The sequence below is a fragment of the Curvibacter delicatus NBRC 14919 genome, assembly GCF_001592265.1.
Taxonomy (GTDB): domain Bacteria; phylum Pseudomonadota; class Gammaproteobacteria; order Burkholderiales; family Burkholderiaceae_C; genus Hylemonella; species Hylemonella delicata.
On record NZ_BCWP01000026.1, the window covers coordinates 16,876 to 39,616 of the forward strand.

Sequence of the window (22,741 nt, forward strand, 5' to 3'; positions counted from 1 at the left end):
GGCATGTCGGCCTTGCCCTGACCGTCAGCCCCGGCAGCTCACTCCGCTTTTCCGGTCTTGTTGACCTTGCTGGGCGAGTAAGTCAGCACTTCCTTGGCCAGCACACCGGGTATCGCACTCGGACTCTGATTGCGGGTCTGCGCCATGTTCTGCAGATGATTGGCGTCCTGGTTCTTCGCCTGCTGGGCGGTATACCAAAGCTCGACCGCCTTGGCACTCATCATCCACAGCGTCTGCACGTGTTCGATGAGCATCTTGGAGATCGGCTCCTTGGGCTCTTCTTCCACCGCTTTCGGTTTGGCGGCAGCTTGGGTCCAGTCTTTGCTGCTGTTGTCGGCCTTGGAGCCACCTTGCAATGGATCGGAAGCACTTGGCCGTGTCAGCGATTCAGCCGATGCCTTGGCCAACACGTCCGGATTGATGTCATTGACCACGCTGGCCGTTGCCTGCACCTCTATGGAGGGATTGACCGGTGCAACGGGTATCACCTTGGCTGCGGCAGGCACAGCCATCTCTGCGCCGGCTGGCCGCAGATTTGGAGTTCGCTCAACAGTAGGTAATTGCATTTTGGTTCATCGCTTCCGCCAAACGGCGGAGGCTTTTATCCGGTTACGTATCAGTGTTAACGGCAAATTTAGGGGGTTATTTAGGCCTTTTTTCTGTTTTTTGACAAATCCCTTCATCATCAACAGCCTTATTCAGGGCTATTGAACACAAAGCCATCAACTTCAGCCAGAATTCAGACTGTTATGAGTGCCGACATGACAAAGCAATTACAGGTCGATCTGGGTTTGCAAGTACGCGCCTTGCGACTGGTGCGCAACCAGTCGCAAAACGAACTGGCAAGCCAGGCCGGCGTGGCCTTGGGTGCGCTCAAACGGCTGGAGAATGGCAGTGGTGCGACCTTGCGCACCTTGGTCAGCGTGGCGCAAGCACTCGGCCGAAGTGAGTGGCTGCATGAGCTGCACACGACGACTGGCCCGGCCTCGCGTCTGCGCGCCGGCAAGCCCAAGCCACAGAAGACACCCACCTAGAATGAAACGCCCCACCTCCATGGAGAACCGCATGTTGGAACGCTACTTCCAGCTCTCGGCACACGGCACCACCGTCAAGACCGAACTGCTGGCCGGATTGACCACCTTCTTGACGATGGCCTACATCATCTTCGTCAACCCGGATATCCTGTCGGCCGCCGGCATGCCGAAAGACTCCGTGTTCGTGGCCACCTGCCTGGCCGCTGCCATCGGCTCGGCCATCATGGGCCTGTATGCCAACTACCCAATCGCATTGGCCCCAGGCATGGGCCTGAATGCCTACTTCGCGTTCGCCGTGGTCAAGGGCATGGGCTTCACTTGGCAGGCCGCACTCGGCGCCGTGTTCATCTCGGGCTTGCTGTTCATTCTGGTGAGCCTGTTCAAGGTCCGTGAGGCCATCGTCAACGCCATTCCGCGTTCGCTCAAATTCGCCATCTCGGCCGGCATCGGCCTCTTTCTGGCCATCATCGGGTTGAAGAATGCCGGCCTGATCGTCGCGCACCCCTCGACCCTCCTCACCCTGGGCAACCTGCACCAGCCGGCCCCGGTGCTGGCGGCACTTGGCTTCCTGTTGATCGTGGCATTGGAGTGGCGCAAAGTACCAGGCGCCATCATCATCAGCATCCTGGCCGTGACCGTGGCCTCCATTGCGATGGGCCTGACCTCCTTCAACGGCATCATTGCCGCACCGCCCTCCGTCGCGCCAACCTTCCTGCAAATGGACATTGCCGGCGCCCTCAACGCCGGCTTGTTGACCGTCATCCTGACCTTCTTCCTGGTCGAACTGTTCGACGCATCCGGCACGCTGATCGGCGTGGCCCATCGCGCCGGTCTGCTCGACAAGGATGGCAAGCTGCCGCACCTGAAAAAAGCACTGCTGGCCGACTCCACCGCCATTGCTGCCGGTGCGGCGCTCGGCACCTCGTCCACCACGGCCTACATCGAGTCCGCCGCCGGCACGGCAGCTGGCGGCCGCACCGGGCTGACGGCCGTCACCGTGGCCGTGCTGTTCCTTGTCGCGCTGGTGTTCGCCCCACTGGCCGGCACCGTGCCAGCCTTTGCCACCGCACCGGCGCTGTGCTACGTGGCCGTGCTGATGCTGCGTGGCCTGGCCGAAATCGAATGGGACGACCTGACCGAAGCCGCCCCTGCCGCCATCACGGCCATCACCATGCCCTTCACGTTCTCCATTGCCCACGGCATTGCCTTCGGCTTCATCACCTACGCCGCCATCAAGCTGCTGTCCGGCCGCGTGAAGGAACTGCCTGCGACGGTGACAGTGATTGCGGTGATGTTCGTGTTGAAGTTTGCGTTCTTGTAAAAACGGCACCCTGGAAAAAGAAGCCCGGCATCCAGCCGAGGCGTTCAACTAAAGTGTGGAAAAGGAGCTGCTTCGGCAGCTCTTTTTTAGCTGGCGACCGAGTTCTGGACCGATTGACACAAATTCTCGTCGATCCCCGACACGGTGTGGCGATCGGCCAAGACCTGAAGGAGGGCTTCGGCATGCATTCCCAGCTGGATGCAACAACAGCTGCTGCTGGGAGCTGGTACGGCGCACGTCGCCCACACCGACGACAGCTGACGCTCCGATGGAACATTCATATGGCGATGGACGCCGACTTGAACACCGTCATCGCGGCCAGCGACAAAGTGCGGTACGGCTAGTGATCTGTAACGCTTGAATCGGTGGTAATTCGTCGGGTCGGATCGAAGTACTACCGATTCAAGCGTTACAGATCACTAGCAGGGTAGGTCCTACACGGGCCAACTTTGGATGGAAATCACTGTTCCAAGTGGATCAGATTTCGGCAGAATTCAACAGCCTTCACTATAGCGCCGTCAGATATTTATCTGGTAGGATGGTGGCGTTTCGGGTGCGCCCCTCACCAGTTGATGGGTGTTAAACGGGAAGCCGGTGACACTGCCAAGCAGTTATTCCGGCGCAGCCCCCGCTGCTGTAAGCCTGACGACTCCGCCCACAAGCCACTGTGCAAGACACGGGAAGGCGCGGAGAAGGAAGAAGGCGAGCCAGAATACCGGCCCGAAAAGAGCAAGCACCATTCCCCGGGGTGACGGGAAACAGGCTGCCTTTTCGGCTCAGGCCGTTGGGTATAGGTCCTCTTTTCAATCCCCCGCATGGTGTCGTCACGAAACCATTCGACGGGAGGATTCGAATGCATCACATCGATGACTTGCGGTCTGCCCCGCACCCAATCCTCGGCAAAATTTGGTTTGTCGGCGCGGGCCCCGGTGACCCCGAGCTGATCACCGTGAAGGGGCGCAAGCTCCTCGAACAAGCCGGTGCCGTGTTGTTTGCTGGATCTTTAGTGGACCAGGCAGCGACTTTCTATGCACCCGCCGATTGCATCATCCGCGACTCCAAGGATATGACCTTGGAGGAGATGACAGATTGGCTCGTCGAGCAAGCGCAACATCACGAAACCGTCGTTCGACTGCAGACCGGCGACCCGGGCTTGTATGGCGCCTTGATCGAGATGACGCGGCCGTTGACCGCTGAAGGCATCCGCTGGGCTGTGGTCCCGGGTGTCTCGTCGGCCATGGCCTCCATGGCGGCGGCGGGCGAATCGATGACGCTGCCGGAGGTGACGCAAAGCGTGATCCTGACACGCGTCGAGGGGCGCACGCCCATGCCCCCCGGTGAGGACCTGGCATCGCTGGCGGCACACCACACCACGCTTTGCATTTTTCTGTCTATCACGCTGCTGCACAAGGTGGAGACGGGCCTGCGCGCAGCCGGTTGGCCCGAAAACGCCCCGATGTTGGTGGTGCACAAAGCCAGTTGGCCGGGCCAGGAGCGCATCGTGCGCGGCACCTTGGCCGACATCAAACAGCGTTGCCGCGAAGCCGGCATCGTCAGCCAAGCCATGATCGTCGCCAGCCCGACGCTGGGCGCAAGCGATTGGCCGGATCTGGTGAGGTCCAAGTTGTATGACCCCACCTTTACCCACCGTTTTCGAAAGGCGATCGCATGAGCATTGCACACGAGACCATTCTTATCGTGGGACATGGCTCCCGCGAAGACTCCGGTAACCAAGAGATTCGTGATTTCGTTGGGCAATGGCGCGCCCGACGCCCGGGTTGGCGGATCGAGGTCTGTTTCATTGAATTTGCGTCTCCGTCGCTCCATGACGGATTGCTCCAGGCCGCGCGCTCGTCGCGACGCGTGCTGGTATTGCCGCTCATCCTGAATGCGGCGGGGCACGTCAAGATGGAGATCCCGGAGGCTATCGAGCACGCTCGGCAGCACTGCCCCGGTGTCGACATCGTGTTGGCCCCCCACCTCACGGCTTGCGATCCCATTTTGGCGATCCTCAAGCGGCGCTTGCGCCATGCCATGGGGCGGCTGGATATGCCGGACCCCACCACGACCGGTGTGGTTCTGCTGGGCCGAGGTTCCTCGGACCGGGGCGCCAATGGCGAGATGGCCAAGATGGCCCGCTGGCTGCAGGAAGAAGGGGATCACGAGCTGGTCGATCTGGCCTTCACCGGTATCACCTGGCCCCGGCTGGAGCGGGTGGTTCAGCGGCAGGTCACGTGGGGCATGCGGCAAATCGTCGTGTTGCCGTACTACCTGTACACGGGAACTTTGATGGAACGCATCCACCGACAGGTGGAGCACCTGCGCGTCCAGTACCCGCAGATCCGGCTTGAATGTACCCACCACTTTGGATTTGAAAAAGAGATTTTCGAGTTGCTGGAGCAACGTATCTCCGACCTGCAAGCCGGTGTCCCGGACAGCAAGCTGCCGTGTGATGGGTGCAGTTACCGCGAGATCGCCCACGACATGGGCCACGGGCACTCACACGAGCACACGCATGGGCATGTGCATGCCACGGGGGAAGTTGTGGCGATCCTGAAGACGTCCACGGAGGTGCGGGCAGCATGAGCACCGTCAATACCGTCACCGAGCAGCTCACCCGGGCGGGACAGGCGATCGAGCACGACAGCTTCTCCATCATCGACGCCGAAGTGGGGTCGCACACTTACCGCGCCGAGCAGTGGCCGATCGTGCGCCGCATGATCCACGCCAATGCCGATTTCGAATTCAATGGTCTGACGGATTTTCACCCCGGTGCCGTAGAGGCTGGCATCCAGGCGATGTTGCGCGGCAACACGCCGGTGGTCGCCGATGTCGAGATGATCTGCTCGGGTCTGTCGCAACCCCGGCTAGCGCATTTCGGGATGCGAACACACCAGTTCATCAGCGATGATGATGTGATCGAGGCTGCCAGGGCGCAAGACACCACCCGGGCGGTGCAAGCCATCCGCAAGGCTCACCAGCTGGGGTTGCTGAACGGCGCTATTGTGGGCATTGGGAACGCGCCGACTGCCCTGATCGAACTGGTTCGATTGATCCGCGAGGAAAGGGTACGTCCGTCCCTGGTGGTTGGCATGCCCGTGGGATTTGTCGCCGCAGCGGAATCGAAAGATTTGATGGCCACCGTTTTCGATGTTCCATGGATCATCATCCGCGGCCGCAAAGGGGGCTCAACTTTGGTGGTGGCGGCACTGCACGCGTTGCTGGCCTTGGCCGAAGAGCGCCAAAAGGCGTCGACCCACGCGCCACCTCTGGCGTGAGCGCACATCAGCTATGACGGACAAACCCAGCCAACGCGGTACCCGTACCGGTTTCACCACCGGCGCGTGTTCCGCCGCGGCCGCACGGGCAGCCGCGATGGGCCTGGTCGACGGCGCAGTCCCGGCTGAAGTGGAATGCCTGTTACCCAACGGCAGCCGGGTCCGTTTTGTGGTGCACGACGGCCACTGCAACGCACAGTCCGCGCACGCCATGGTGATCAAGTTCGCTGGCGACGATCCCGACTGCACTGATGGCGCCCATTTGACCGTCGACCTGCGTGTGCTGCCTGGGCTAGCCGGAGAAGTGTCCTTTCGCGCCGGTGACGGTGTCGGTACCGTGACCATGCCCGGTTTGGGCTTGGACGTGGGCGGCCCGGCCATCAATGCCGTGCCACGGCAAAACATTGCCGACAACCTGCGCGAGGTGGCTGGCGACCTCCTGAGTGCCCATGGCGTGGAGGTCACCATCAGCGTTCCGGGTGGCCAGGAAATGGCCAAGAAGACGACCAATGCCCGTCTGGGTATTTTGGGCGGCATCAGCATCTTGGGTACCACAGGCATCGTCAAGCCCTACTCGACCGCCGCGTGGCGGGCCAGCGTTGTGCAGGGCATCCAAGTCGCCGCGACCCTGGGCCACGACGTGGTGGCGCTGACCACGGGTGGCCGGACCGAAACCTTCGCCATGGCGGCGTTGCGCCGGGAGCGTCCAGAGCTGCCGGCGGCCTGCTTCGTGCAGATGGGGGACTTCTTGCGCTATGCGCTGGACGAAGTGGTAGCCCAGGGCATCACGCACGTCGTGCTGGGGGTGATGGTGGGCAAGCTCACCAAGATCGCGCAAGGCGAAACCATCACCCACGCCAACCGCAACGTGGTGGATACGGATTTGGTGGCCGAGATTGCGCGCCAGATCGGGGCCAGCGAAGAGGACTGCGCCGCCATCAGCCAAGCGGAAACGGCCCGATTTGGGGCGGAGCTGATGGTCGAGCGTGGACTCGGCGATGCGTTTCACCACGCATTGGCCCAACGCGCCATCGACACTTTGACTGCGCCTGAGCGTTATGGGAGCGCATTCCAGTTGCGGGTGTTGGTGTGCGATTTCTCGGGTCACCCGGTGGCCGATGTGGTCTCGGCGCCGGCACTGCCCCGCCCCAAACCGGCCACGGCGGGACGGACCGGCATCGGGCACACCCACCACGCCGACTTTGATACGGAATAGACGATGGACATCTGTACAACGAAAGACCCCAATCCCTGTCGCGTGATCGGTGTGCTGGACGACGGCGTGAACAGCCTGAGCGCAACCGCCCTGGCGTACCTGCGCACGGCGGACGTGGTGATCGGCGGGTCGCGCACCCTGGCCTTGTTGGAAGCGGAGATCCCCGCCAGCGCCCAGACGCGTGACTTGACCGGGCAGTTGAAGGCCGTGCCGGAGTGGGTGCGATCGGCCCGTGAAGCCCACCAAAGCTGCGTGGTTCTGGCCACCGGCGACCCGCTGTGCCACGGCATCGCCCCCTACCTGGCGCAGCATGTGTGCCTAGATGCGCTGGATGTCCTGCCCAACCTGTCGACGTTGCAGCTTGCGTGTGCCCGAGTCGGGTTGGCATGGCAGGACGCACGGATCGTGTCGGTGCACAACAAGGACGCCGGTGAGTGGGTGCGCGGCAGCCGTCCCGAACATGGCTTGTACCAACTGGCCCAGGCCCTGCGCTCGCAGCACAGCCTGCTGGTGCTGACGAGTCCGGCCAACAGCCCGGACCGTATCGCGAGGCTGTTGCTGGCCGAGGGCCTTGGCGAAGAATTCCACATGGCGGTCGCTGAGAACCTGTTGCAGACGGATGAACGCGTCTACGCCCAGCTCAGCCCGGAGCAAGCCGCGCACATGCGCTTTGCCGACTTGAACGTGGTGCTGCTGTGGCGTACGTGCACACGCGCTGAGCCGGTGCGTTTCGGCCTGAATGATGCGGCCTACCAGCAGCGTCAGCCCGACAAGGGGCTCATCACCAAGCAGGAGGTGCGCGCCGTCTCGCTGGCGCGGCTGCAACTGCGCGCCGATAGTCTGGTGTGGGACATCGGGGCCGGCTCCGGCTCCATCGGGTTGGAGGCCGCGCGCCTGTGTGCACACGGTCATGTTTGGGCAATCGAAAAGAACGAAGCCGACGTGGCCATTGCCCAGGCCAACCACGCTGCTTTCGGCGTGAGCAACTACAGCCTGTTCCACGGCAAGGCGCCTCAGCATCTGGACGGCTGGCCCGATCCGGACGCCATCTTCATCGGCGGTTCCGGCGGTGAACTGGATGAGCTGATTGCGCTATGCCTGCGTCGTCTCAAGGCTGGTGGGACGCTGGTGATGAACTTCGTTACTCTGGAAAACCTGGCCCGCGCCACCCAGGCGCTGCAAAGCCTGGGCGCGACGTGGGATGTACTGCAACTGCAGGCCGCGCGCAGCAAGCCGATTCTGGACATGCACCGCATGGCCGCCGAAAACCCGGTCTGGATTGTTTGCGCCCAGGCTGCGCAAAACAAGGAGCAAACATGAATCATGCACCGACGGGCCGGCTGATCGGCGTTTCGCTCGGTCCGGGCGATCCGGGCTTGATCACGCGCGCGGCCTGGGAGCAGTTGCAGCGCCGTGACGCGGTCTGGGTCTATCCCGCGCGCAGCGGCAAGACGCCGAGTTACGCCTGGGACATCGTCAGACGCGCCGGCGTGCAGCCGCCCGACGAACACGCCTTGCTGCTTTTCCCCATGACCCACGATGCCGAGAAGCTGGCTACTGCGTGGCTGAAGGCGGCCCACACCGTGCTGCCCTGGTTGCAGGCGGGCCAGGACGTGCTGTTCCTGGTTGAGGGCGATGCCAGCACCTATGCCACCTTCGGTCACTTGGCGCGCACCGTGCGCGGCTTGGACGAGCAGGTGGCGGTGCAGGTGATCGCCGGGGTCAACTCCTTCACGGCCGCCTGCGCCGACCTGAACCTGCCGTTTTCCGAGCAGGACGACACGGTGGCCATTGTGCCGGCAGCCTACGGCTTGAGCGCGGTGGATCGTCTGCTGGACGACTTCGACACCCTGGTACTGATGAAGATCAAGCCGCTGCTGGACGACCTGCTCGACTGGCTGGAGCGGCGCGGCCTGCTGCAAGGCGCGCATTTCGTCGAGCGCGTGGGCGCAACCGACGAACGTCGCCTGTCGGGCGCCGACATGCTGGCGCTGCGTGGCAGCAAGGTGAGCTATCTCTCGCTGCTGATCGTGAAGAACACGCACCGCGTGCGTGGCGAGCGTATCAAGGGCTGTCTGAAAAAGAGCAGCCCTGTCCCTGCAACCGTCGAGGAGAATGCATGAGCGCAGACAGTAGAGAAGTCGTGCTGTCGGCTCCGGCGCGCGCGCGCGAAGAAACGCGCGTGTGCCTGGTGGCCATCACCAAGCACGGCGCGGCGCAGGCGGCCAAACTGGCGGCCGATCTACCGCAGGCGCAGATCTGCACCTCGGCCAAGTTCGCCGAGGTCTTTGCCGGTCTACCCCAGCCCGTGCGCGCCTACGACGGTGCGTTGCGCGAGGAGATCGGAGCGCTGTTTGCCGACTTCGATCAGCTCGTCTTCTTCGTCTCGCTCGGCGCCGTGGTGCGCCTGATTGCGCCCTTCCTCAAGAGCAAGGACGAGGATCCGGGCGTGATCGTGGTCGACGATGCGGGGCGGTTTGTCATCCCCGTGCTGTCGGGCCATGTGGGCGGCGCCAACGTGTGGAGCGAGCGCGTGGCCGATCTACTGGGCGCCACCGCCGTGCTGACCACCGCTTCCGACGTGGGCAAGACGATCCCTGTCGACATCCTGGGCCGGCACCTGGGCTGGCGCGTGGAAGCCCCCAAGATCAACATCACGCGCGTCTCGGCCCATGTGGTCAACGGCGAACCCATCGCTTTCGTGCAGGAAGGGGGCAGCAGGCGCTGGTGGACGCGCGCCACGCCGCTGCCGGCCAATGTGGAACTGCTCGATTCGTTCGCGCAGGTACGCCCCGAGCATCACAAGGCGGTGCTGTGGGTGACGCAGGCCGAGGTCTCGCCCGCGCAGTGGCAGCAATGGGCAGAGCGGTTGGTGGTCTATCGGCCGCCGCAGGATCAGACGCCGGACGCCGGCGCGCACGCCTTGGAGCAAGCGGTATGAACGCGATGACCGGCATCCGCCTGGCCCTGGGCCTGGGCTGCGACCGCGGCACGCCGCTGGCCACGGTACAGGACTGTCTGCGCCAGGCACTGGCCCAGATCGGCGCGCGGCCCGAGCAGGTGGTGGCCATGGGCACCATCGCGGCCAAGGCCGACGAACTCGCTTTTCAGCAACTGGCCGCGCGGCACGGCTGGCCGGTGCATCACTACAGCGCGGCCGAGCTGGCCGCGGTGGACGTGCCGCATCCGTCGGAGACGGTACGGCGCTACATGGGCACGCCCTCGGTCAGCGAGGCGGCGGCCCTGCTCGCGGCCGGCGCCGACATGCGCGCGCTGCTGGTGGAAAAACACAAGCTGCGCGGCGCCGACGGCAAGAATGCCACGGTGTCGATTGCGCGTGTCGCTTCCGTTTCTTCTGCTCAACCTGTTCTCCCGCCGGGTGCTTAGCCAATCCGGATATCTGTTTCCCCGACCCACTCTGACCTGAAAGGACTCATCATGCACATCGAGATTGGCATCCTTACGCAAGACAAGCTGGCTTACGCCGGCGTGGCCGCCACCGCGCTGCTGGGCGCCCACGCCACGGGCCTGCTCAAGAGCCCCGCGGCCTGGCTGCGCACCGCGCTGGCCGCGGGGCTCTTCAGCCTGCTCATGCAGGCCTTCCACCTTAAGGTCGGTCCGTCCGAACTGCACTTCGTCGGCGCCATGCCGGTCTATCTGCTGTTCGGCTTCATCCCGACGCTGTTCGGCTTCGGCCTGGGCCTGCTGCTGCAAGGCCTGCTGTTCGAGCCGCAGGATCTGGTGCATCTGGCCGTCAACTTCCTCAGCCTGGCCGTGCCGCTGCTGGCCCTGCACCACAGCCTGGGCAAGAAGCTGCAAAGCTTGAGCATCGCCCAGGTGCTCAAGCTCGACGCGGTGTACTACGCCGGCGTCACGCTGATGGTGGGATTCTGGCTGTCGCTGGGCCAGGTGGCCACGCCACTGACCGACTGGGCGCTGTTCGCCGCCTCCTACCTGAGCGTGGTGGCCGTCGAGCCGCTGCTGACCATCAGCCTGGTGCTGTGCGCCGACCGCATCGGCAGCAGCCGTGTGCTGCGTCTGTGCCTGGATGAGCGCGTGCTGCAACGCGTGGGCGGCGCGGCATGAGCGAGGTAGGTGTGACGCCGGGCAAGATCATGCTGGTGGGCATCGGCCCCGGCCATGTGGAGCACATGACCGCGCGCGCGCGCGCGGCCATCGCCGAGGCCGACACCATCATCGGCTACGTCACCTACATCAAACTGGTGGCTGATCTGATCGAGGGCAAGGAGGTGATCCGCAAGTCCATGACCGAGGAGCTGGACCGCGCCATCGAAGCGCTGGCGCGTGCGCGCGAGGGCAAGAAGGTGGCGCTGATCTCCTCGGGCGATGCCGGTGTCTATGGCATGGCTGGGCCGACGTTCGAGGTGCTGTTTCAGGCCGGTTGGCGGCCTTATGAAGGGGAGGATGGCGACATCGAGGTCGAGATCGTACCCGGCGTCTCCGCGCTCAACAGCTGTGCGGCCCTGGTGGGCGCGCCGCTCACGCACGACTTCTGCGCCATCTCGCTGTCGGACCTGCTCACGCCCTGGCCCACCATCGCGCGCCGGCTCGATGCGGCGGCGGCGGCCGATTTCGTGGTGGCCCTGTACAACCCCAAGAGCGGACGGCGCACACGCCAGATCGTCGAGGCGCAACGCTTGTTCCTGCGCCACCGCGCGCCGGATACCCCCGTCGCCATCGTCAAGAGTGCCTACCGACGCCGCGAGCAAATCGTCTTCACCACCCTCGACCAAATGGCCGAGGCGGAAATCGGTATGCTCAGTACAGTGTTGATTGGCAACAGCAACACCTTCGTGCGCCACGGCCTGATGGTGACACCGCGCGGCTACGCCAACAAATACGACCTGGATCAAGGTGGCGAAACGCGGGAGGGTGAGAAGCGCGGGCGGTCACTGTCTACGGGGCTGCTGGGGTGGTTGGAAGCACTACAGGCCGAGCACGCTGAAGGTGCGGACTTCGCCACGCTGGCGGCGCGTCACCGCCTGCCCGTGGATTACATCCAGGCAACCTTGTTGGCCCCCTTGGGAGCTTCGGTCGTAGAGGAAATCCATGAGAGCGAGGCATGAGCGATACGGAAACTCAGGTCGTGAAACCCAAGATCGGTGCGTACAAACGTCACTTGCTGGTCTGCACAGGACCTCGCTGCACGAAGGACGGCGAGTCACAGCAACTGTTTGACAGCCTAGGCGAGAAGTTCAAGTCGGCAGGGGTGGACGCCGGTGAGTTGCGGGTCAAGCGCAGCCGTGTCAGCTGCTTCGCTGCGTGCAAGGGTGGTCCAATCATGTGCGTGCAACCGGATGGTACGTGGTACTACAACGTGACACCGGTCAATATGGATCGCATCATCGAACAGCACCTGAAGAAAGGCGAGCCCGTCGAGGACTTGGTTTTTCACCAGGCAGGGGTAGATGCGTGAGTGCGGATGGTGAATTCCGACCTGGCTCTGTTGCGCTGGTTGGCGCAGGTCCGGGGAACCCCGAGCTGTTGACCCTTCGTGCCTATCGCCTGATCCAGCAAGCCGACGTGGTCTTGTACGACAACTTGGTGTCGCCGGAAATCGTTGGGTTCGCTCCGCCATCTGCCGAGTGCATTTATGTTGGAAAGTCTGCAGGCAACCATACGCTCCCGCAGGAGGAAATTTGCCAGTTGCTGACAGCCAAGGCCAAGTCTGGACTGCGGGTGCTGCGCCTGAAGGGCGGAGACCCCTTCGTCTTCGGGCGCGGCGGGGAGGAAATGGAAGCGCTTCTGGCGAATGACATCGCCGTAGAAATTGTCCCCGGCATCACAGCTGCGCTCGGTTCCGCCGCCAGCTTCGGTTTCCCCTTGACGCACCGTGATCATGCTCAAAGTTGCGTCTTCGTCACGGGGCACCTAAAGGACCATTCCATTGATCTGAACTGGCAGGCTTTGGCCCAGTCAAATCAAACCATCGTGGTTTACATGGGGGTGACCGGGCTGGACATCATCGCCCGCGAACTTCAAGCGGCAGGCCTTCCGGGCGAAACCCCCGCGGCTTTGATACACAAGGCGACGTGGCCTGATCAGGCCCTCTACCCGACGACGCTGGGTCAACTGGTCCAAACGGCGGAGGCACATGCGGTTCTGCCACCGACTCTGTTGGTTATCGGCGCGGTGGTCGGTCTTATCCCTCCGGTCAAAATGACGTGACTTCAGCTGTGCCGTTTGGGTGACCTGGGCATAACGTCGCTAGCTCACGGCTTGACTGTCCGACAATCAGTAAACAGTGGGCTAAACCAGGAATGCAATCCGCTAGCCTATGAGTCGTTATTTTTTGCAAGCAAAACCGGGGCCAAACCACTGGGTGTTGACGATCGAACAGCGATTGATGAACAAAATGGTTGTCATGCATTCGGCAATTCCCAAAAGGACACCGCCGGCTACCGCAACGCCCATCGACGCACGGCAAGTTCAGGCCCGTCGCAGTGTGAATTGCGCGAAGCCGGCGCCAAGCTGCACTGCTTGTTCCGGCGTAAGCGTCCAGGTCGGAGCGCCGGGCGCACGGCATTCCTGCAGGGCCCAGTGCTGCGCGCCGCGCGCGCGCAGATCTTCCGCCAGCGCAAATAACTCGTCCACGCCAAACAACGCCGCATGCCAGGTGGTGCGGCATTCATAGTTGGCGCCACTGCGTGCCAGCACATCGAGTGCAGCAAAGGCGCGCGTGCCGCTGCCCGGCGAGGCGGTGATTGCGTCGTAGCGGCCTGGTCGTGCTTTGATGTCCAGACCCACCCAATCCAGCCGTGGCAGCAGCGCGGCCAGACGTTCGGGATACATGCCCGCGGTATGCAGCGCCGTCTGCATGCCCAGCGTGCGCACGACGTCGAGCGCGCTCGGCAGCGCAGCCTGCAATGTGGGCTCCCCTCCCGAAAACACCACGCCGTCGAGCAGGCCCTGCCGGCGCCGCAGGAAATCGTGTGCCTGCGCCCAAGGCAGCGCTGCGGGCGCGGTGGCATCCAGCAGCTCCTGGTTGTGGCAGTAGCTGCAGCGCCAAGGGCAACCTTGGCAGTAGAGCACCGCCGCCAGGCGGCCGGGAAAATCAATACTGGTCAGCGGCGTTAGGCCGCCCAAGCGCAGGCCGATGGCGGCGTCAGCAGCTGCTGCGAGGGACACGGCCGGGTTCGGCAAAAAAGCGGCGTTCGTTGTGTTCACCTTGCTTGCCAACGTTGAAGCTGGCAACCGGCCGGTGGTAACCCATGACCCGCGTCCAGACCTCGCAGGGTTGGCGCTCTGCATCGCTCAGCTGCACTTCGGTTACGGGGATTTTCTCGATGGTGGCGAGTTCGCTCATGGCGGCTTCCTTTGTAAGGTGAAGGAAAAAGAACAATCAATCGATAGCAAAGAGTCTTCGGCGCTTCATGCCGCCAGACGCCGGCGCTTGGCTTGGAGCCGCTCGATATCGCAGCGCGGACAGAATGGGTGCTCGCCGGTCAGGTAGCCGTGCGTGGGACAGACAGAAAATGTCGGTGTGACGGTAATGTAGGGAAGGCGAAAGCGGGTCAGCGCGCGCCGCACCAGTTCGCGACAGGCAGTGCCGTCCGAGATGCGCTCGCCCATGTATAAGTGCAGCACGGTGCCGCCGGTGTACTTGGATTGCAGCTGCTCCTGCCGCGCCAGCGCCTCGAAGGGATCGTCCGTGTAGCCCACCGGCAGTTGTGAGGAGTTGGTGTAGTACGGCTGCTCGGTCGTGCCGGCCTGCAGGATGTCCGGCCAGCGCTTCTTGTCCTCACGCGCGAAGCGGTAGGTGGTTCCCTCGGCCGGCGTGGCCTCCAGGTTGTAGAGGTGGCCGGTGCGCTCCTGGAAGGCCGCAATGCGCTCGCGTACATGATCGAGCAGGCGCACCGCGAACGCATGGCCCCACTCGCTGGTGATGTCGTGCGCGTCGTGGGTGAAGTTGCGCACCATCTCATTGATGCCATTGACGCCCAGCGTGGAGAAATGGTTGCGCAGCGTGCCTAGGTAGCGCTTGGTGTAGGGGAACAAGCCCTGGTCCATTAACCTCTGGATGAGCTTGCGCTTGACCTCCAGGCTCTGGCAGCCCAGCTCCAGCAGTCGGTCTAGCGCGGCGTACAGCGCGGTTTCGTCGCCCGCGTGCAGATAGCCCAGGCGCGCGCAGTTGACGGTGACCACGCCCACGCTGCCCGTTTGCTCGGCGCTGCCGAACAGGCCGTTGCCGCGCTTGAGCAGTTCACGCAGATCAAGCTGCAGCCGGCAACACATGGAGCGCACCATATTGGGCTGCAGCTCGGAGTTGATGAAGTTCTGGAAGTACGGCAGGCCATACTTGGCCGTCATCTCGAACAGCAGCCGGGCGTTGTCGCTCTCCCACGGGAAATCGGCCGTGATGTTGTAGGTGGGTATGGGAAAGGTGAACACCCGACCCTTGGCGTCACCGGTGCTCATTACGTCGATGTAAGCGCGGTTGATCAGGTCCATTTCGGCCTGCAGTTCGCCGTAGCTGAAAGGCATCTCCTCGCCGCCGATCACCGGCACCTGTTCACGCAGATCCTCGGGGCAGACCCAGTCGAAGGTAAGGTTGGTGAACGGTGTTTGAGTGCCCCAGCGCGAGGGCACGTTGAGGTTGTAGATCAGCTCCTGAATGCACTGGCGCACGGCAGCGTAGTCCATACAGTCCTTGCGCACGAACGGTGCCATGTAGGTGTCGAACGACGAAAAGGCTTGCGCCCCGGCCCATTCGTTCTGCAGCGTGCCCAGGAAGTTGACAATCTGCCCCACGGCCGAGGACATGTGCCTGGGTGGACCAGCCTCTACCTTGCCCGGTACGCCGTTCAGCCCCTCGTATAGCAAGGTGCGTAGCGACCAGCCGGCGCAATAGCCGCTGAGCATGTCGAGGTCATGGATGTGGATGTCACCCTCACGGTGGGCCGCACCGACCTCGGGTGCATAGACGTGCGAGAGCCAGTAGTTGGCCGTCACCTTGCCTGCCACGTTGAGGATCAGGCCGCCAAGCGAATAACCCTGATTGGCATTAGCGTTCACACGCCAGTCACTACGCGTCAAATATTCGTTGATCGCAGATTCCACGTCCACCAGCGTCTGCCGGTCAGCGCGCAGCGTGGCGTGGCGCTGGCGGTAGGACATGTAAGCCCGCGCCGTGGCCAGATGGTTGGCGGCGATCAGTGTCTGCTCCACCACGTCCTGGATCTGCTCGACAAGCGGTGCTTCGCCGCGCCAGCGGTGGATCAGCACTTTCGTAACTTGCGCGGTCAGCAGCGCAGCCTCGTCATCGCCATATTCTCCGGTAGCGGCCCCCGCGCGGGCTATGGCCGACTGGATGCGCTGCGCATCGAAGTCGGCGCGTTGCCCGTCGCGCTGGACCACTTGGTGCGGCAGATTCAGAATCGATGCAACAGACATGGCGTTCACCAAAAACACTATATGTAGCGCTTACTCTACCGACAAAACACTATAGGTAGTTGTTCTGGATCAACAAAAAGTCTGCTTGGTGGCGTGCTGCGTCGAACCTGGCACAGGCAGCAGCCTCGACGCTTTCGGTCAGGCCGACGCGCGCAGCGTCTTGGCTGAAGTCACCATATTGGTCAGTGCCGGAATCACCTTGGCCCTCCTGGCGAGTCTTCTGGCCACAGTCCGGCTTGCCCTTCAGCCGCTGGGTGGGGATCTGCTCGGCTGACCGATCGCGCGGCTGCCCGGCTCGTAGACAGGGAAACGCGTCGTCAGTCCCGCGAGTTGCTTCTGCACGCCCCGGGTGGTCCCCAGACTATGCCGCGGTCCGGCCCATCAGCGTTCTGCATAATCAACTCCACCTCCATCCAGCCGCGCAGGCTGTTGAACACGGCTACCCCTCGCGCCTGAGGCAATTCCTCCCGCGCGATGACGCCCTCTTTCAACCACCCCTCCTCCAGCAAACGTTCCCGCATTACTCCGCCCAGCAGGCCGCAAGACAACGCGGGCGTGACCCAGCGGTCCCCAAACTGGACCGCAACATTGCTGCGCGTGCACTCAGTTAATTGCCCGTCTTCATTCCACAGGAGCGTGTCAAAGATGTCTGGCGCCTGGGGGGCGAACACCTCGTAATGTGCACGACGGGTAGTCTTGAAGCGTACGAACTCTCCATGGGCTTCCTCCAAGGGGCGCTCCGCCAACACAAGCCGAGCGCGCGCTGGCCTCTCCGCCAGCGCATAGGCCTCGGCGCGGCACTGCCCTGTTGCAGCCAAGAGCAGACGAACACGCCAAGTGCCTTGTGGATGCGCTTGAACCACCTCGGCCAGCGAGGTCTCGATGCGAGCCCGTGCGAACGGATAGGAAAAGTGCCGGGCAGCACGTTCCATACGGGCTAAGTGGCGCGACGCGTCGCGCAGCACCCCCTCTTCGAGACGCAGGGTTTCCAGCAGTTCGAAGGGCTGGCTAGCACGCTCCAGAAAGGCGCGCTTGTGCCGCCATTCAGCCCATTCGTCCGCTGCCTTCGCACCCGAGGTGATACCGCTTCCTATGCCGCAGCGCAGCCGGCCATCGCGCAGCGTCACCGTACGGATCGCCACGTTGAAGGTGGCATGCCCGCCCGGGCGTACCACGCCGATGGCACCGCAATAGACGCCTCGCGGCTGGGGCTCGAGTTCCTGGATGAGACGCATGGCCTGCACCTTGGGCGCGCCCGTGATGGAGCCGCAAGGAAACAGTGCCTGGAATACGTCTGCTAATCCGACGTCCGGACGCGTTTTGGCAACGACATCAGAGCTCATTTGCAGCACGGTCGGGAGCGTTTCTACATGAAAAAGCTCGGGCACCTGGACCGAGAACAGCTCGGCAATGCGTGAGAGATCATTGCGCAGCAAGTCCACGATCATGACGTTTTCCGCCCGCTCCTTTGGAGAGGCGCTTAGCTGCTCTGCCAGCGCGATATCCTCGGCCGGATCATGGCCACGGGGCGCGGTTCCCTTCATGGGGCGAGTTAGGATATTGGGTGCCTGCCAGTCAAAAAACAGCTCCGGCGAGACCGACAGCACCTGTTCTTCCCCGCTGTCGATATACGCGGCATACCCATGGGGTTGCGCACGTAGTAGGGACCGGAACAAGTCCAGCGGCTGGCCTTGCAGCGAGCCCACAAGCGGGGCCGTGTAGTTAACCTGGTAGAGGCCCCCTGCGGCAATGGATGCGTGGATTTGAGCCATCTGTGCATCGAAGGTCTCCCTGGACAACGTTGCCTGCCATTGCGCCATTGCGGAGGGCTCCGCCAGTAGTTCAGGCCAGGGCAGGAACTGTTCATAAACGCCGAACCGGGCCAGCGGCCCTTCAGCGGGATGAACGACGAATGCGGGATCAAAGGCGGAAGCCGCCTCGTAGCGGAGATAGCCTACGCACCAATAACCACGTTTGGCATAGCTCTCCACCTTGCGCAATAACGAGAGGACCTCCTCCGCAGCATGTGCGACCAATTCCTCCACGGGCCGCTCTAAGGCGCCGCGCAGGCCATTACCTTCAGCGGAGTGCGTAGGGCGGAAATGAATTAGAGCCTGCATCATGTCACTTGTTTACCATGGAATTCATGCAGGCCCGGCTGGGAATGGAGCGCTTGGACAGCGTCAACCAATTTCTCACGCCCGCAGGCATTGCACCACGGCAGCATCGAGCCATTGAGACCACCGACATCCTGCTGCAGATGGTGGCTAGCGGCCGAGGGGTGACAGCACTACCTCGCTGGCTGGTTGAGGAGTACGCAGCGGACATGGACATCGTCCCGGTGCGCCTGGGTCGCACCGGTCTGAAAAAGCAGATTTTTCTTGGTCTGCGCGAGGTGGATGGCGAAGTGAGCCATCTGCAGGTCTTCTTGGACCTGGCGCGGAGCTGCCACGAATATTGGCATTCGATGTGAAGCAGCCATGATTCCCGCGAGCACGAGGAATCCGTACCACTCAGCTGCACGGCAAGCTGCAACTGCGCCTCGGCAACAATGGGGGAGAAGTGATGGCCTCCAACATCTGGCGCGACTCTCAGGCGGCCGGCCCCCGCTTCCGATTGCTGGCTCTCATGGCGATGCTCACGTCCAATGGGCGAACACCAGATGGCCGAGCAGCACATCTGGCCGCGGGATATGGTCACGCGCGTGCCGCGTTTCGAAGCCCGATTGCCGAAACTTCAGCGGCCTGACTGTGACGGCAGTCCCGTCCGGGTGGCGAATCACGCGCAGGAGGCGCACCATCTCCGGTTGCTGGATGGCCCGCACCAGAGCGTCGACTACCGACTTTACATGCTCGGGTTTTTCGACAAGGCCCACCATGAAGCCGAAGTCCGAGTCGCGCGCGTAGATCGCATTGACGAAGCGGGTCACGCCATCCTTGCAATAGGCCAGGCGCGACTGATTGCCGCCCGGCTTGAGCTTCATCTTCTTGAACTCGAGAACGAAGTCCAACGGCGGGTCGGTGCGGTCACTAAAGTAGCTGATGTCGGAACGTCCGCGTGCCTCAAGTACCTTCTTGGCCTCGTCGACGTCGGCTTGTACCGCTTCCGGGGAAAACAGACCGGTGATGCCGTTGCGCATGGCGTTCTTGCGCAGCGAATGCCCGAAATACTGGGTGATCTTCGGCTCTGGATTGGCAAAGTGCATGTCACCCGGCGGGTTGGCCTGCAACTCCTGCCAATGGGCCACCACGTAGGCCAGAACCTGTTCGACGGTGCTTTGCCGCCCGAAGGCGCCTTGCCAACGGACATCCGAGAGAACCTGGTGGTAGCGCGCCGGTGCCTTCATTTACTGGATGGAGACGCCTTGGCGCACGGTCTGGACGATCCGCCAGGCATCCTGGGCTGCGGCGGTGGCTAGCCATAGGCGTCGTACCAGCGGCTTGACGAAGTAGTAATCGCCGCCGTGGAACAGCAGCAGGTCAGAGGCAACGGTCAGTCCTTCGCTGCCCACTTGGGGAAAAGCATCGGAGCCGCGCAGTTGCTGCAACACATTTTCTACCGCTGCCGGCGTGGTCGTGCGCTTGGTCCGTCCAGTGGAAAGACCGATCCGCACCACGCCCATGGCGCCGGGCTCGGCCGCTTTCGGGCGGCTGAGTTCTACGTCGAACTCGCCCTCACCCTGAAGCCGCACGCGCCAAGTTTCCAGTTCGTCGCGCAGCAACCGGGCGTAGGTGTTGTACTCGTTGGCCGCGGGCGGGCGGAACAGTTGCAGGCGCAGCCGTTGCAGGCTGCGTGGCAGACGGCTGGGAATAATAAAATCGCAAGTGTCACTCACCACGGTGCGCTCGGTCGCCGACAGCTCGAAGTAATCGAACAGCAGTTCGTCCATTTCGGCGCGCGCGCGCGCCCACTCGTCGTTCCCTTCCACAACGCGCACCTGTTGGAAAGGCTTGAGCACCTCGGCCACGCGTTTGACAATCTTGCGGGCATGCGATGGGCTCTTATGCCGCTCCGGCAGCACGAAGGGCAGCTTCTCGATCTCACGCAGCTTCACATGCGGACGCTCCATGGTGAGCGAGAAAGAGGTGTAAAAAAGTAGATAGCGCGCTAGCTTTGAGCGCAGGTAGGCTGTAAAAAACAGCATCAGGTCGCTGTCGCCTTCCTTGTCCACGATGGCCCCCACGCTCTGCATGAAGCAGAACGGTTTGTCGCTGTAGCAGGCCCGCACTTCCAGTGTATGGTTGTGCGCGCCGTCCGGAAATAACACACGCACGCCTTCGAAGGCCTGGCCATCGGCTGAGCCAAAGTCCGCTACGGTGGGAATTTCCTTCACAGGGAAATCGTCCAGGTCGCGATGGTTAATGAACATGCGATCGCGCGGGAATTTGCTGGCGCCGATCGCGGTGCTCAAGAACTTGTACTTGTGCAGTCGTTTGGAACTGGAAGGCTCTTTGCTGGAGTCCAGTCGGTGGAAACCCTTGCAGATCACGAAGCGCGCCTTGGGTCCGCGCGACTGGTCCTCGATGGTGCCGTACAGGCGCAGGCGCGCGATCAATGATTCATCCAGCTCGTTACCCCAGAAATAAGTACGCAACACCTCCGGATCGTCCGCCGCTGTTAGGGTGTTTAGGCGCTTGCGGTCGAAGCTGTGCGCGGTGAGGCGTCCGAACGCCAGCGAAATGTCCGCCTTGGGCACCATGTACTCAAAACTCTCGCGCGGCGGGATGCGTTGCGCGTCTTCGACGCGGCGCTCGCCGGTGAACACCAGCGTCGGGTGGTCGGCGCCTTCGAACAGCACAAATCGCATGTCCGCGAGGTTGATCAGGCGCTGCGGCGCGACCTCGCAGAACCAATCCTTAAGGTAGACGCCTGCGGACGCGGCGCCCAACGTCGATACGGGCAACAGCAGGCAGATACGCCCGCCGACCTTCACAACCTCGCTCGCACGCCGGGCGAACGCCAGGGCGATCTGTCGGCGCGGCAGGGGTGTGTTGAAGCGCTGCATCCACCACCGCTCGTAGGAGCGTTCATCGTCGGCGCGTGGCTCGAACCAGGGCGGATTGGACAGGATGATGGTCGCGCCACCGGGTTTGGCGATCGCGTTGCGCGCGGAGAAGAAGTCGCCCTGGCCATCGCGTGTCAGAACCGTGCCCATCAGGGGAGGCAGTTTGACCTCCTGATCGTCCTGCAGGCGAGCGATGTCGCTGGGAGCCAGATCTTCAAGCAGCGCAAGGTAGAGGCTGAACGCGGTAACTTTGCAGGCAGCCGATGACGTGTCACCTCCCCGGATACCCGCCAGTAGCACGTCCTGGCGTTCCTCGTAGCGCAACTCGCGCTGCAGGCTGGCCCGGCGTGCGCCGAGCATACGGCGGTAGGCGCTGGTTAGCAGGATACCGCTGCCGCACGCGCCATCCAGAACAACTTCCATCCAGGGCTTATCGACACCGCGGAAGGCCTCGTCGACCGCCAGGGCGGCCAGGTGGCGTGGCGTGTAGAAGGCGCCCATCTCGCGCTGGGCGCCGCCCAGAAAGGTTTCGTAGATACCCGACAGAAGCTCCACCGGGATGAAGTTGAAGTCGTAGGGCCAGAGTGACCGCTGCTGGTCGCGCAGACGTGTGTGGAGCAGGAACTGGGCGAGCAAGTCCAGCACTTCCATAGACAGGCCGCGCCAGTCCACGTTTGAGCCGCCCTCGATCTCCAGCAGATCACCGTTGAAGTCACTTTTAAGACGCCGAAAAAGGCGGTCCAGGCCACGGCCATCGCCCGCGTGCAGCAAGTCGAGAAGCTGGCCCACCTTATGGCGCTCGCGGTAGTGGTCGCCCACGATGCCGCGGTGCTCCAGAAAGGACACGAAGATGCACTTGCCAAGCAGCAGCTGCGCCTGCTCCTGCGACAGATCAAAACCCATCAGCTTATCAACCGCCACGTCTAGGTTGTCCTGCATGACGCGGTCGACACGATGGGCGCGGTTGAACCATTCGGGCAGACGGCTGGCAATGTCCCCGCGCGCGACCTCCGCCGCGGAGAAGCGCCCTTCGGCATTGGCTTGATCAAGCGCCAGGGTGGAGTCGGCCCGCAGATCGCGCGCAGCGGGATAAGGCACGGCCTCGCGCCCCCTCACGATTACGACGATGGAAACCAGGTTCTGGTTCCATATCTTGCTGCGCACCTCGTCGATGAACCGTGCATCTAGCGGTTGGCTGCCATCCGGCTCCACGAAACACACCGCAGGCACCTGGTCGACCTCGAACACCGCCGAACCTGAGGCCCCCGGCGTGCGCAGCATTAGGTCGATTTCGCGCGCGTAAGGGTGGTCCGAACGAACATCGCCCGGCGTGCGATGGACGACGCCCACCGAGCCGTCATAGCCCAGTGTCTGCAGCCAGTCGTCGATTGCCGCTTTCATATGGGTTCCACCATATCAGAAATACTATCTTCACGCAATCATATTGCGTGGATTAACAAAAATAGGTAAGCT

21 protein-coding genes, 1 pseudogene and 1 riboswitch are annotated in these 22,741 nt (G+C 62.8%); of the genes and pseudogenes, 15 read left to right on the forward strand and 7 right to left on the reverse strand.

What is annotated here, in order from left to right; translation table 11 throughout:
• Window positions 1–38: 38 nt before the first annotated feature.
• Window positions 39–506 carry a hypothetical protein gene (locus CDE01S_RS12640; RefSeq protein WP_157077120.1) on the reverse strand — a complete coding sequence of 156 codons (468 nt, stop codon included), beginning with the start codon at window positions 504–506 and terminating at the stop codon, window positions 39–41.
• Between the two features lie 255 nt (window positions 507–761).
• Between CDE01S_RS12640 and CDE01S_RS12645 the strand changes: the two genes are divergently transcribed.
• From CDE01S_RS12645 to cobA, 14 genes are all read left to right on the forward strand, one after another.
• Complete coding sequence (locus tag CDE01S_RS12645) at window positions 762–1,034, forward strand: helix-turn-helix domain-containing protein (protein ID WP_169802261.1); 273 nt, start codon at window positions 762–764, stop codon at window positions 1,032–1,034.
• 1 nt (window position 1,035) lies between these two features.
• On the forward strand, window positions 1,036–2,355 hold the full coding sequence (locus CDE01S_RS12650) for an NCS2 family permease (protein WP_169802262.1): 1,320 nt from the start codon (window positions 1,036–1,038) through the stop codon (window positions 2,353–2,355).
• A 534-nt stretch (window positions 2,356–2,889) separates the two neighbouring features.
• A riboswitch (cobalamin riboswitch) is annotated at window positions 2,890–3,093 on the forward strand.
• Window positions 3,094–3,208: 115 nt separating this feature from the next.
• Window positions 3,209–4,027 carry a precorrin-4 C(11)-methyltransferase gene (gene cobM / locus CDE01S_RS12660; RefSeq protein ID WP_066708041.1) on the forward strand — a complete coding sequence of 273 codons (819 nt, stop codon included), beginning with the start codon at window positions 3,209–3,211 and terminating at the stop codon, window positions 4,025–4,027.
• Window positions 4,024–4,941 (forward strand): sirohydrochlorin chelatase, encoded by a 918-nt coding sequence (locus tag CDE01S_RS12665; RefSeq protein WP_066708044.1) that lies wholly within the window; start codon window positions 4,024–4,026, stop codon window positions 4,939–4,941. Before cobM ends, CDE01S_RS12665 begins: the two co-directional genes overlap by 4 nt.
• Window positions 4,938–5,633, forward strand: coding sequence for a precorrin-8X methylmutase (locus CDE01S_RS12670; RefSeq protein ID WP_066708048.1), 696 nt, complete (start codon window positions 4,938–4,940; stop codon window positions 5,631–5,633). The genes CDE01S_RS12665 and CDE01S_RS12670 overlap by 4 nt, the downstream gene beginning before the upstream one ends.
• A gap of 13 nt (window positions 5,634–5,646) precedes the next feature.
• Entirely contained in the window at window positions 5,647–6,849 is a 1,203-nt protein-coding gene (locus CDE01S_RS12675; RefSeq protein ID WP_066708051.1) for a cobalt-precorrin-5B (C(1))-methyltransferase, read from the forward strand.
• A gap of 3 nt (window positions 6,850–6,852) precedes the next feature.
• Window positions 6,853–8,169, forward strand: a complete 1,317-nt coding sequence (locus tag CDE01S_RS12680; RefSeq protein WP_066708054.1) for a bifunctional cobalt-precorrin-7 (C(5))-methyltransferase/cobalt-precorrin-6B (C(15))-methyltransferase — start codon at window positions 6,853–6,855, stop codon at window positions 8,167–8,169.
• On the forward strand, window positions 8,166–8,972 hold the full coding sequence (cobI, locus tag CDE01S_RS12685; RefSeq protein WP_066708057.1) for a precorrin-2 C(20)-methyltransferase: 807 nt from the start codon (window positions 8,166–8,168) through the stop codon (window positions 8,970–8,972). Before CDE01S_RS12680 ends, cobI begins: the two co-directional genes overlap by 4 nt.
• Window positions 8,969–9,790 carry a cobalamin biosynthesis central domain-containing protein gene (locus CDE01S_RS12690; RefSeq protein ID WP_066708060.1) on the forward strand — a complete coding sequence of 274 codons (822 nt, stop codon included), beginning with the start codon at window positions 8,969–8,971 and terminating at the stop codon, window positions 9,788–9,790. Before cobI ends, CDE01S_RS12690 begins: the two co-directional genes overlap by 4 nt.
• Before the next feature lie 5 nt (window positions 9,791–9,795).
• A complete protein-coding gene (locus CDE01S_RS12695; RefSeq protein WP_066708063.1) occupies window positions 9,796–10,236 on the forward strand; it encodes a cobalamin biosynthesis protein in 441 nt (146 codons plus the stop codon).
• A 51-nt stretch (window positions 10,237–10,287) separates the two neighbouring features.
• Window positions 10,288–10,935: an energy-coupling factor ABC transporter permease gene (locus CDE01S_RS12700; RefSeq protein ID WP_066708066.1), complete on the forward strand. Its 648-nt coding sequence runs from the start codon at window positions 10,288–10,290 to the stop codon at window positions 10,933–10,935.
• On the forward strand, window positions 10,932–11,936 hold the full coding sequence (gene cobJ / locus CDE01S_RS12705) for a precorrin-3B C(17)-methyltransferase (protein WP_084382872.1): 1,005 nt from the start codon (window positions 10,932–10,934) through the stop codon (window positions 11,934–11,936). Before CDE01S_RS12700 ends, cobJ begins: the two co-directional genes overlap by 4 nt.
• Complete coding sequence (locus tag CDE01S_RS12710; protein ID WP_066708069.1) at window positions 11,933–12,286, forward strand: (2Fe-2S) ferredoxin domain-containing protein; 354 nt, start codon at window positions 11,933–11,935, stop codon at window positions 12,284–12,286. The genes cobJ and CDE01S_RS12710 overlap by 4 nt, the downstream gene beginning before the upstream one ends.
• Window positions 12,283–13,038 carry a uroporphyrinogen-III C-methyltransferase gene (gene cobA / locus CDE01S_RS12715; RefSeq protein ID WP_066708072.1) on the forward strand — a complete coding sequence of 252 codons (756 nt, stop codon included), beginning with the start codon at window positions 12,283–12,285 and terminating at the stop codon, window positions 13,036–13,038. The genes CDE01S_RS12710 and cobA overlap by 4 nt, the downstream gene beginning before the upstream one ends.
• 261 nt (window positions 13,039–13,299) lie before the next feature.
• Here the strand turns inward: cobA and CDE01S_RS12720 are convergent, their stop codons facing one another.
• From CDE01S_RS12720 to pabB, 4 genes are all read right to left on the reverse strand, one after another.
• Window positions 13,300–13,998, reverse strand: coding sequence for an anaerobic ribonucleoside-triphosphate reductase activating protein (locus CDE01S_RS12720; protein ID WP_066708138.1), 699 nt, complete (start codon window positions 13,996–13,998; stop codon window positions 13,300–13,302).
• A complete protein-coding gene (nrdD, locus tag CDE01S_RS19055) occupies window positions 13,976–14,176 on the reverse strand; it encodes an anaerobic ribonucleoside-triphosphate reductase (protein WP_066708077.1) in 201 nt (66 codons plus the stop codon). Before nrdD ends, CDE01S_RS12720 begins: the two co-directional genes overlap by 23 nt.
• A gap of 65 nt (window positions 14,177–14,241) precedes the next feature.
• Window positions 14,242–16,263: a ribonucleoside triphosphate reductase gene (locus CDE01S_RS12730; protein ID WP_066708140.1), complete on the reverse strand. Its 2,022-nt coding sequence runs from the start codon at window positions 16,261–16,263 to the stop codon at window positions 14,242–14,244.
• 317 nt (window positions 16,264–16,580) lie between these two features.
• Window positions 16,581–18,386: an aminodeoxychorismate synthase component I gene (gene pabB, locus CDE01S_RS12740; RefSeq protein WP_084382874.1), complete on the reverse strand. Its 1,806-nt coding sequence runs from the start codon at window positions 18,384–18,386 to the stop codon at window positions 16,581–16,583.
• A gap of 41 nt (window positions 18,387–18,427) precedes the next feature.
• Here pabB and CDE01S_RS12745 point away from each other — a divergent pair.
• Window positions 18,428–18,736: pseudogene (locus tag CDE01S_RS12745) on the forward strand (LysR substrate-binding domain-containing protein); the annotation flags it as partial.
• A gap of 165 nt (window positions 18,737–18,901) precedes the next feature.
• Here the strand turns inward: CDE01S_RS12745 and CDE01S_RS12750 are convergent.
• Together CDE01S_RS12750 and CDE01S_RS12755 are read right to left on the reverse strand one after the other, a co-directional pair.
• Complete coding sequence (locus CDE01S_RS12750; RefSeq protein WP_066708084.1) at window positions 18,902–19,609, reverse strand: hypothetical protein; 708 nt, start codon at window positions 19,607–19,609, stop codon at window positions 18,902–18,904.
• Window positions 19,610–22,669 (reverse strand): N-6 DNA methylase, encoded by a 3,060-nt coding sequence (locus CDE01S_RS12755; RefSeq protein WP_066708087.1) that lies wholly within the window; start codon window positions 22,667–22,669, stop codon window positions 19,610–19,612.
• Window positions 22,670–22,741 lie beyond the last annotated feature (72 nt).

Coding starts and splice junctions, on each gene's coding strand:
- nrdD (WP_066708077.1), bottom strand. CDS start 14,176: ATGAGCGAACTCGCCACCATCGAGAAAATCCCCGTAACCGAAGTGCAG.
- CDE01S_RS12665 (WP_066708044.1), top strand. CDS start 4,024: ATGAGCATTGCACACGAGACCATTCTTATCGTGGGACATGGCTCCCGC.
- CDE01S_RS12710 (WP_066708069.1), top strand. CDS start 11,933: ATGAGCGATACGGAAACTCAGGTCGTGAAACCCAAGATCGGTGCGTAC.
- CDE01S_RS12700 (WP_066708066.1), top strand. CDS start 10,288: ATGCACATCGAGATTGGCATCCTTACGCAAGACAAGCTGGCTTACGCC.
- cobM (WP_066708041.1), top strand. CDS start 3,209: ATGCATCACATCGATGACTTGCGGTCTGCCCCGCACCCAATCCTCGGC.
- CDE01S_RS12650 (WP_169802262.1), top strand. CDS start 1,036: ATGAAACGCCCCACCTCCATGGAGAACCGCATGTTGGAACGCTACTTC.
- CDE01S_RS12690 (WP_066708060.1), top strand. CDS start 8,969: ATGAGCGCAGACAGTAGAGAAGTCGTGCTGTCGGCTCCGGCGCGCGCG.
- CDE01S_RS12755 (WP_066708087.1), bottom strand. CDS start 22,669: ATGAAAGCGGCAATCGACGACTGGCTGCAGACACTGGGCTATGACGGC.
- CDE01S_RS12695 (WP_066708063.1), top strand. CDS start 9,796: ATGACCGGCATCCGCCTGGCCCTGGGCCTGGGCTGCGACCGCGGCACG.
- CDE01S_RS12675 (WP_066708051.1), top strand. CDS start 5,647: ATGACGGACAAACCCAGCCAACGCGGTACCCGTACCGGTTTCACCACC.
- CDE01S_RS12680 (WP_066708054.1), top strand. CDS start 6,853: ATGGACATCTGTACAACGAAAGACCCCAATCCCTGTCGCGTGATCGGT.
- cobJ (WP_084382872.1), top strand. CDS start 10,932: ATGAGCGAGGTAGGTGTGACGCCGGGCAAGATCATGCTGGTGGGCATC.
- CDE01S_RS12750 (WP_066708084.1), bottom strand. CDS start 19,609: ATGAAGGCACCGGCGCGCTACCACCAGGTTCTCTCGGATGTCCGTTGG.
- CDE01S_RS12670 (WP_066708048.1), top strand. CDS start 4,938: ATGAGCACCGTCAATACCGTCACCGAGCAGCTCACCCGGGCGGGACAG.
- pabB (WP_084382874.1), bottom strand. CDS start 18,386: ATGATGCAGGCTCTAATTCATTTCCGCCCTACGCACTCCGCTGAAGGT.
- cobI (WP_066708057.1), top strand. CDS start 8,166: ATGAATCATGCACCGACGGGCCGGCTGATCGGCGTTTCGCTCGGTCCG.
- CDE01S_RS12645 (WP_169802261.1), top strand. CDS start 762: ATGACAAAGCAATTACAGGTCGATCTGGGTTTGCAAGTACGCGCCTTG.
- CDE01S_RS12730 (WP_066708140.1), bottom strand. CDS start 16,263: ATGTCTGTTGCATCGATTCTGAATCTGCCGCACCAAGTGGTCCAGCGC.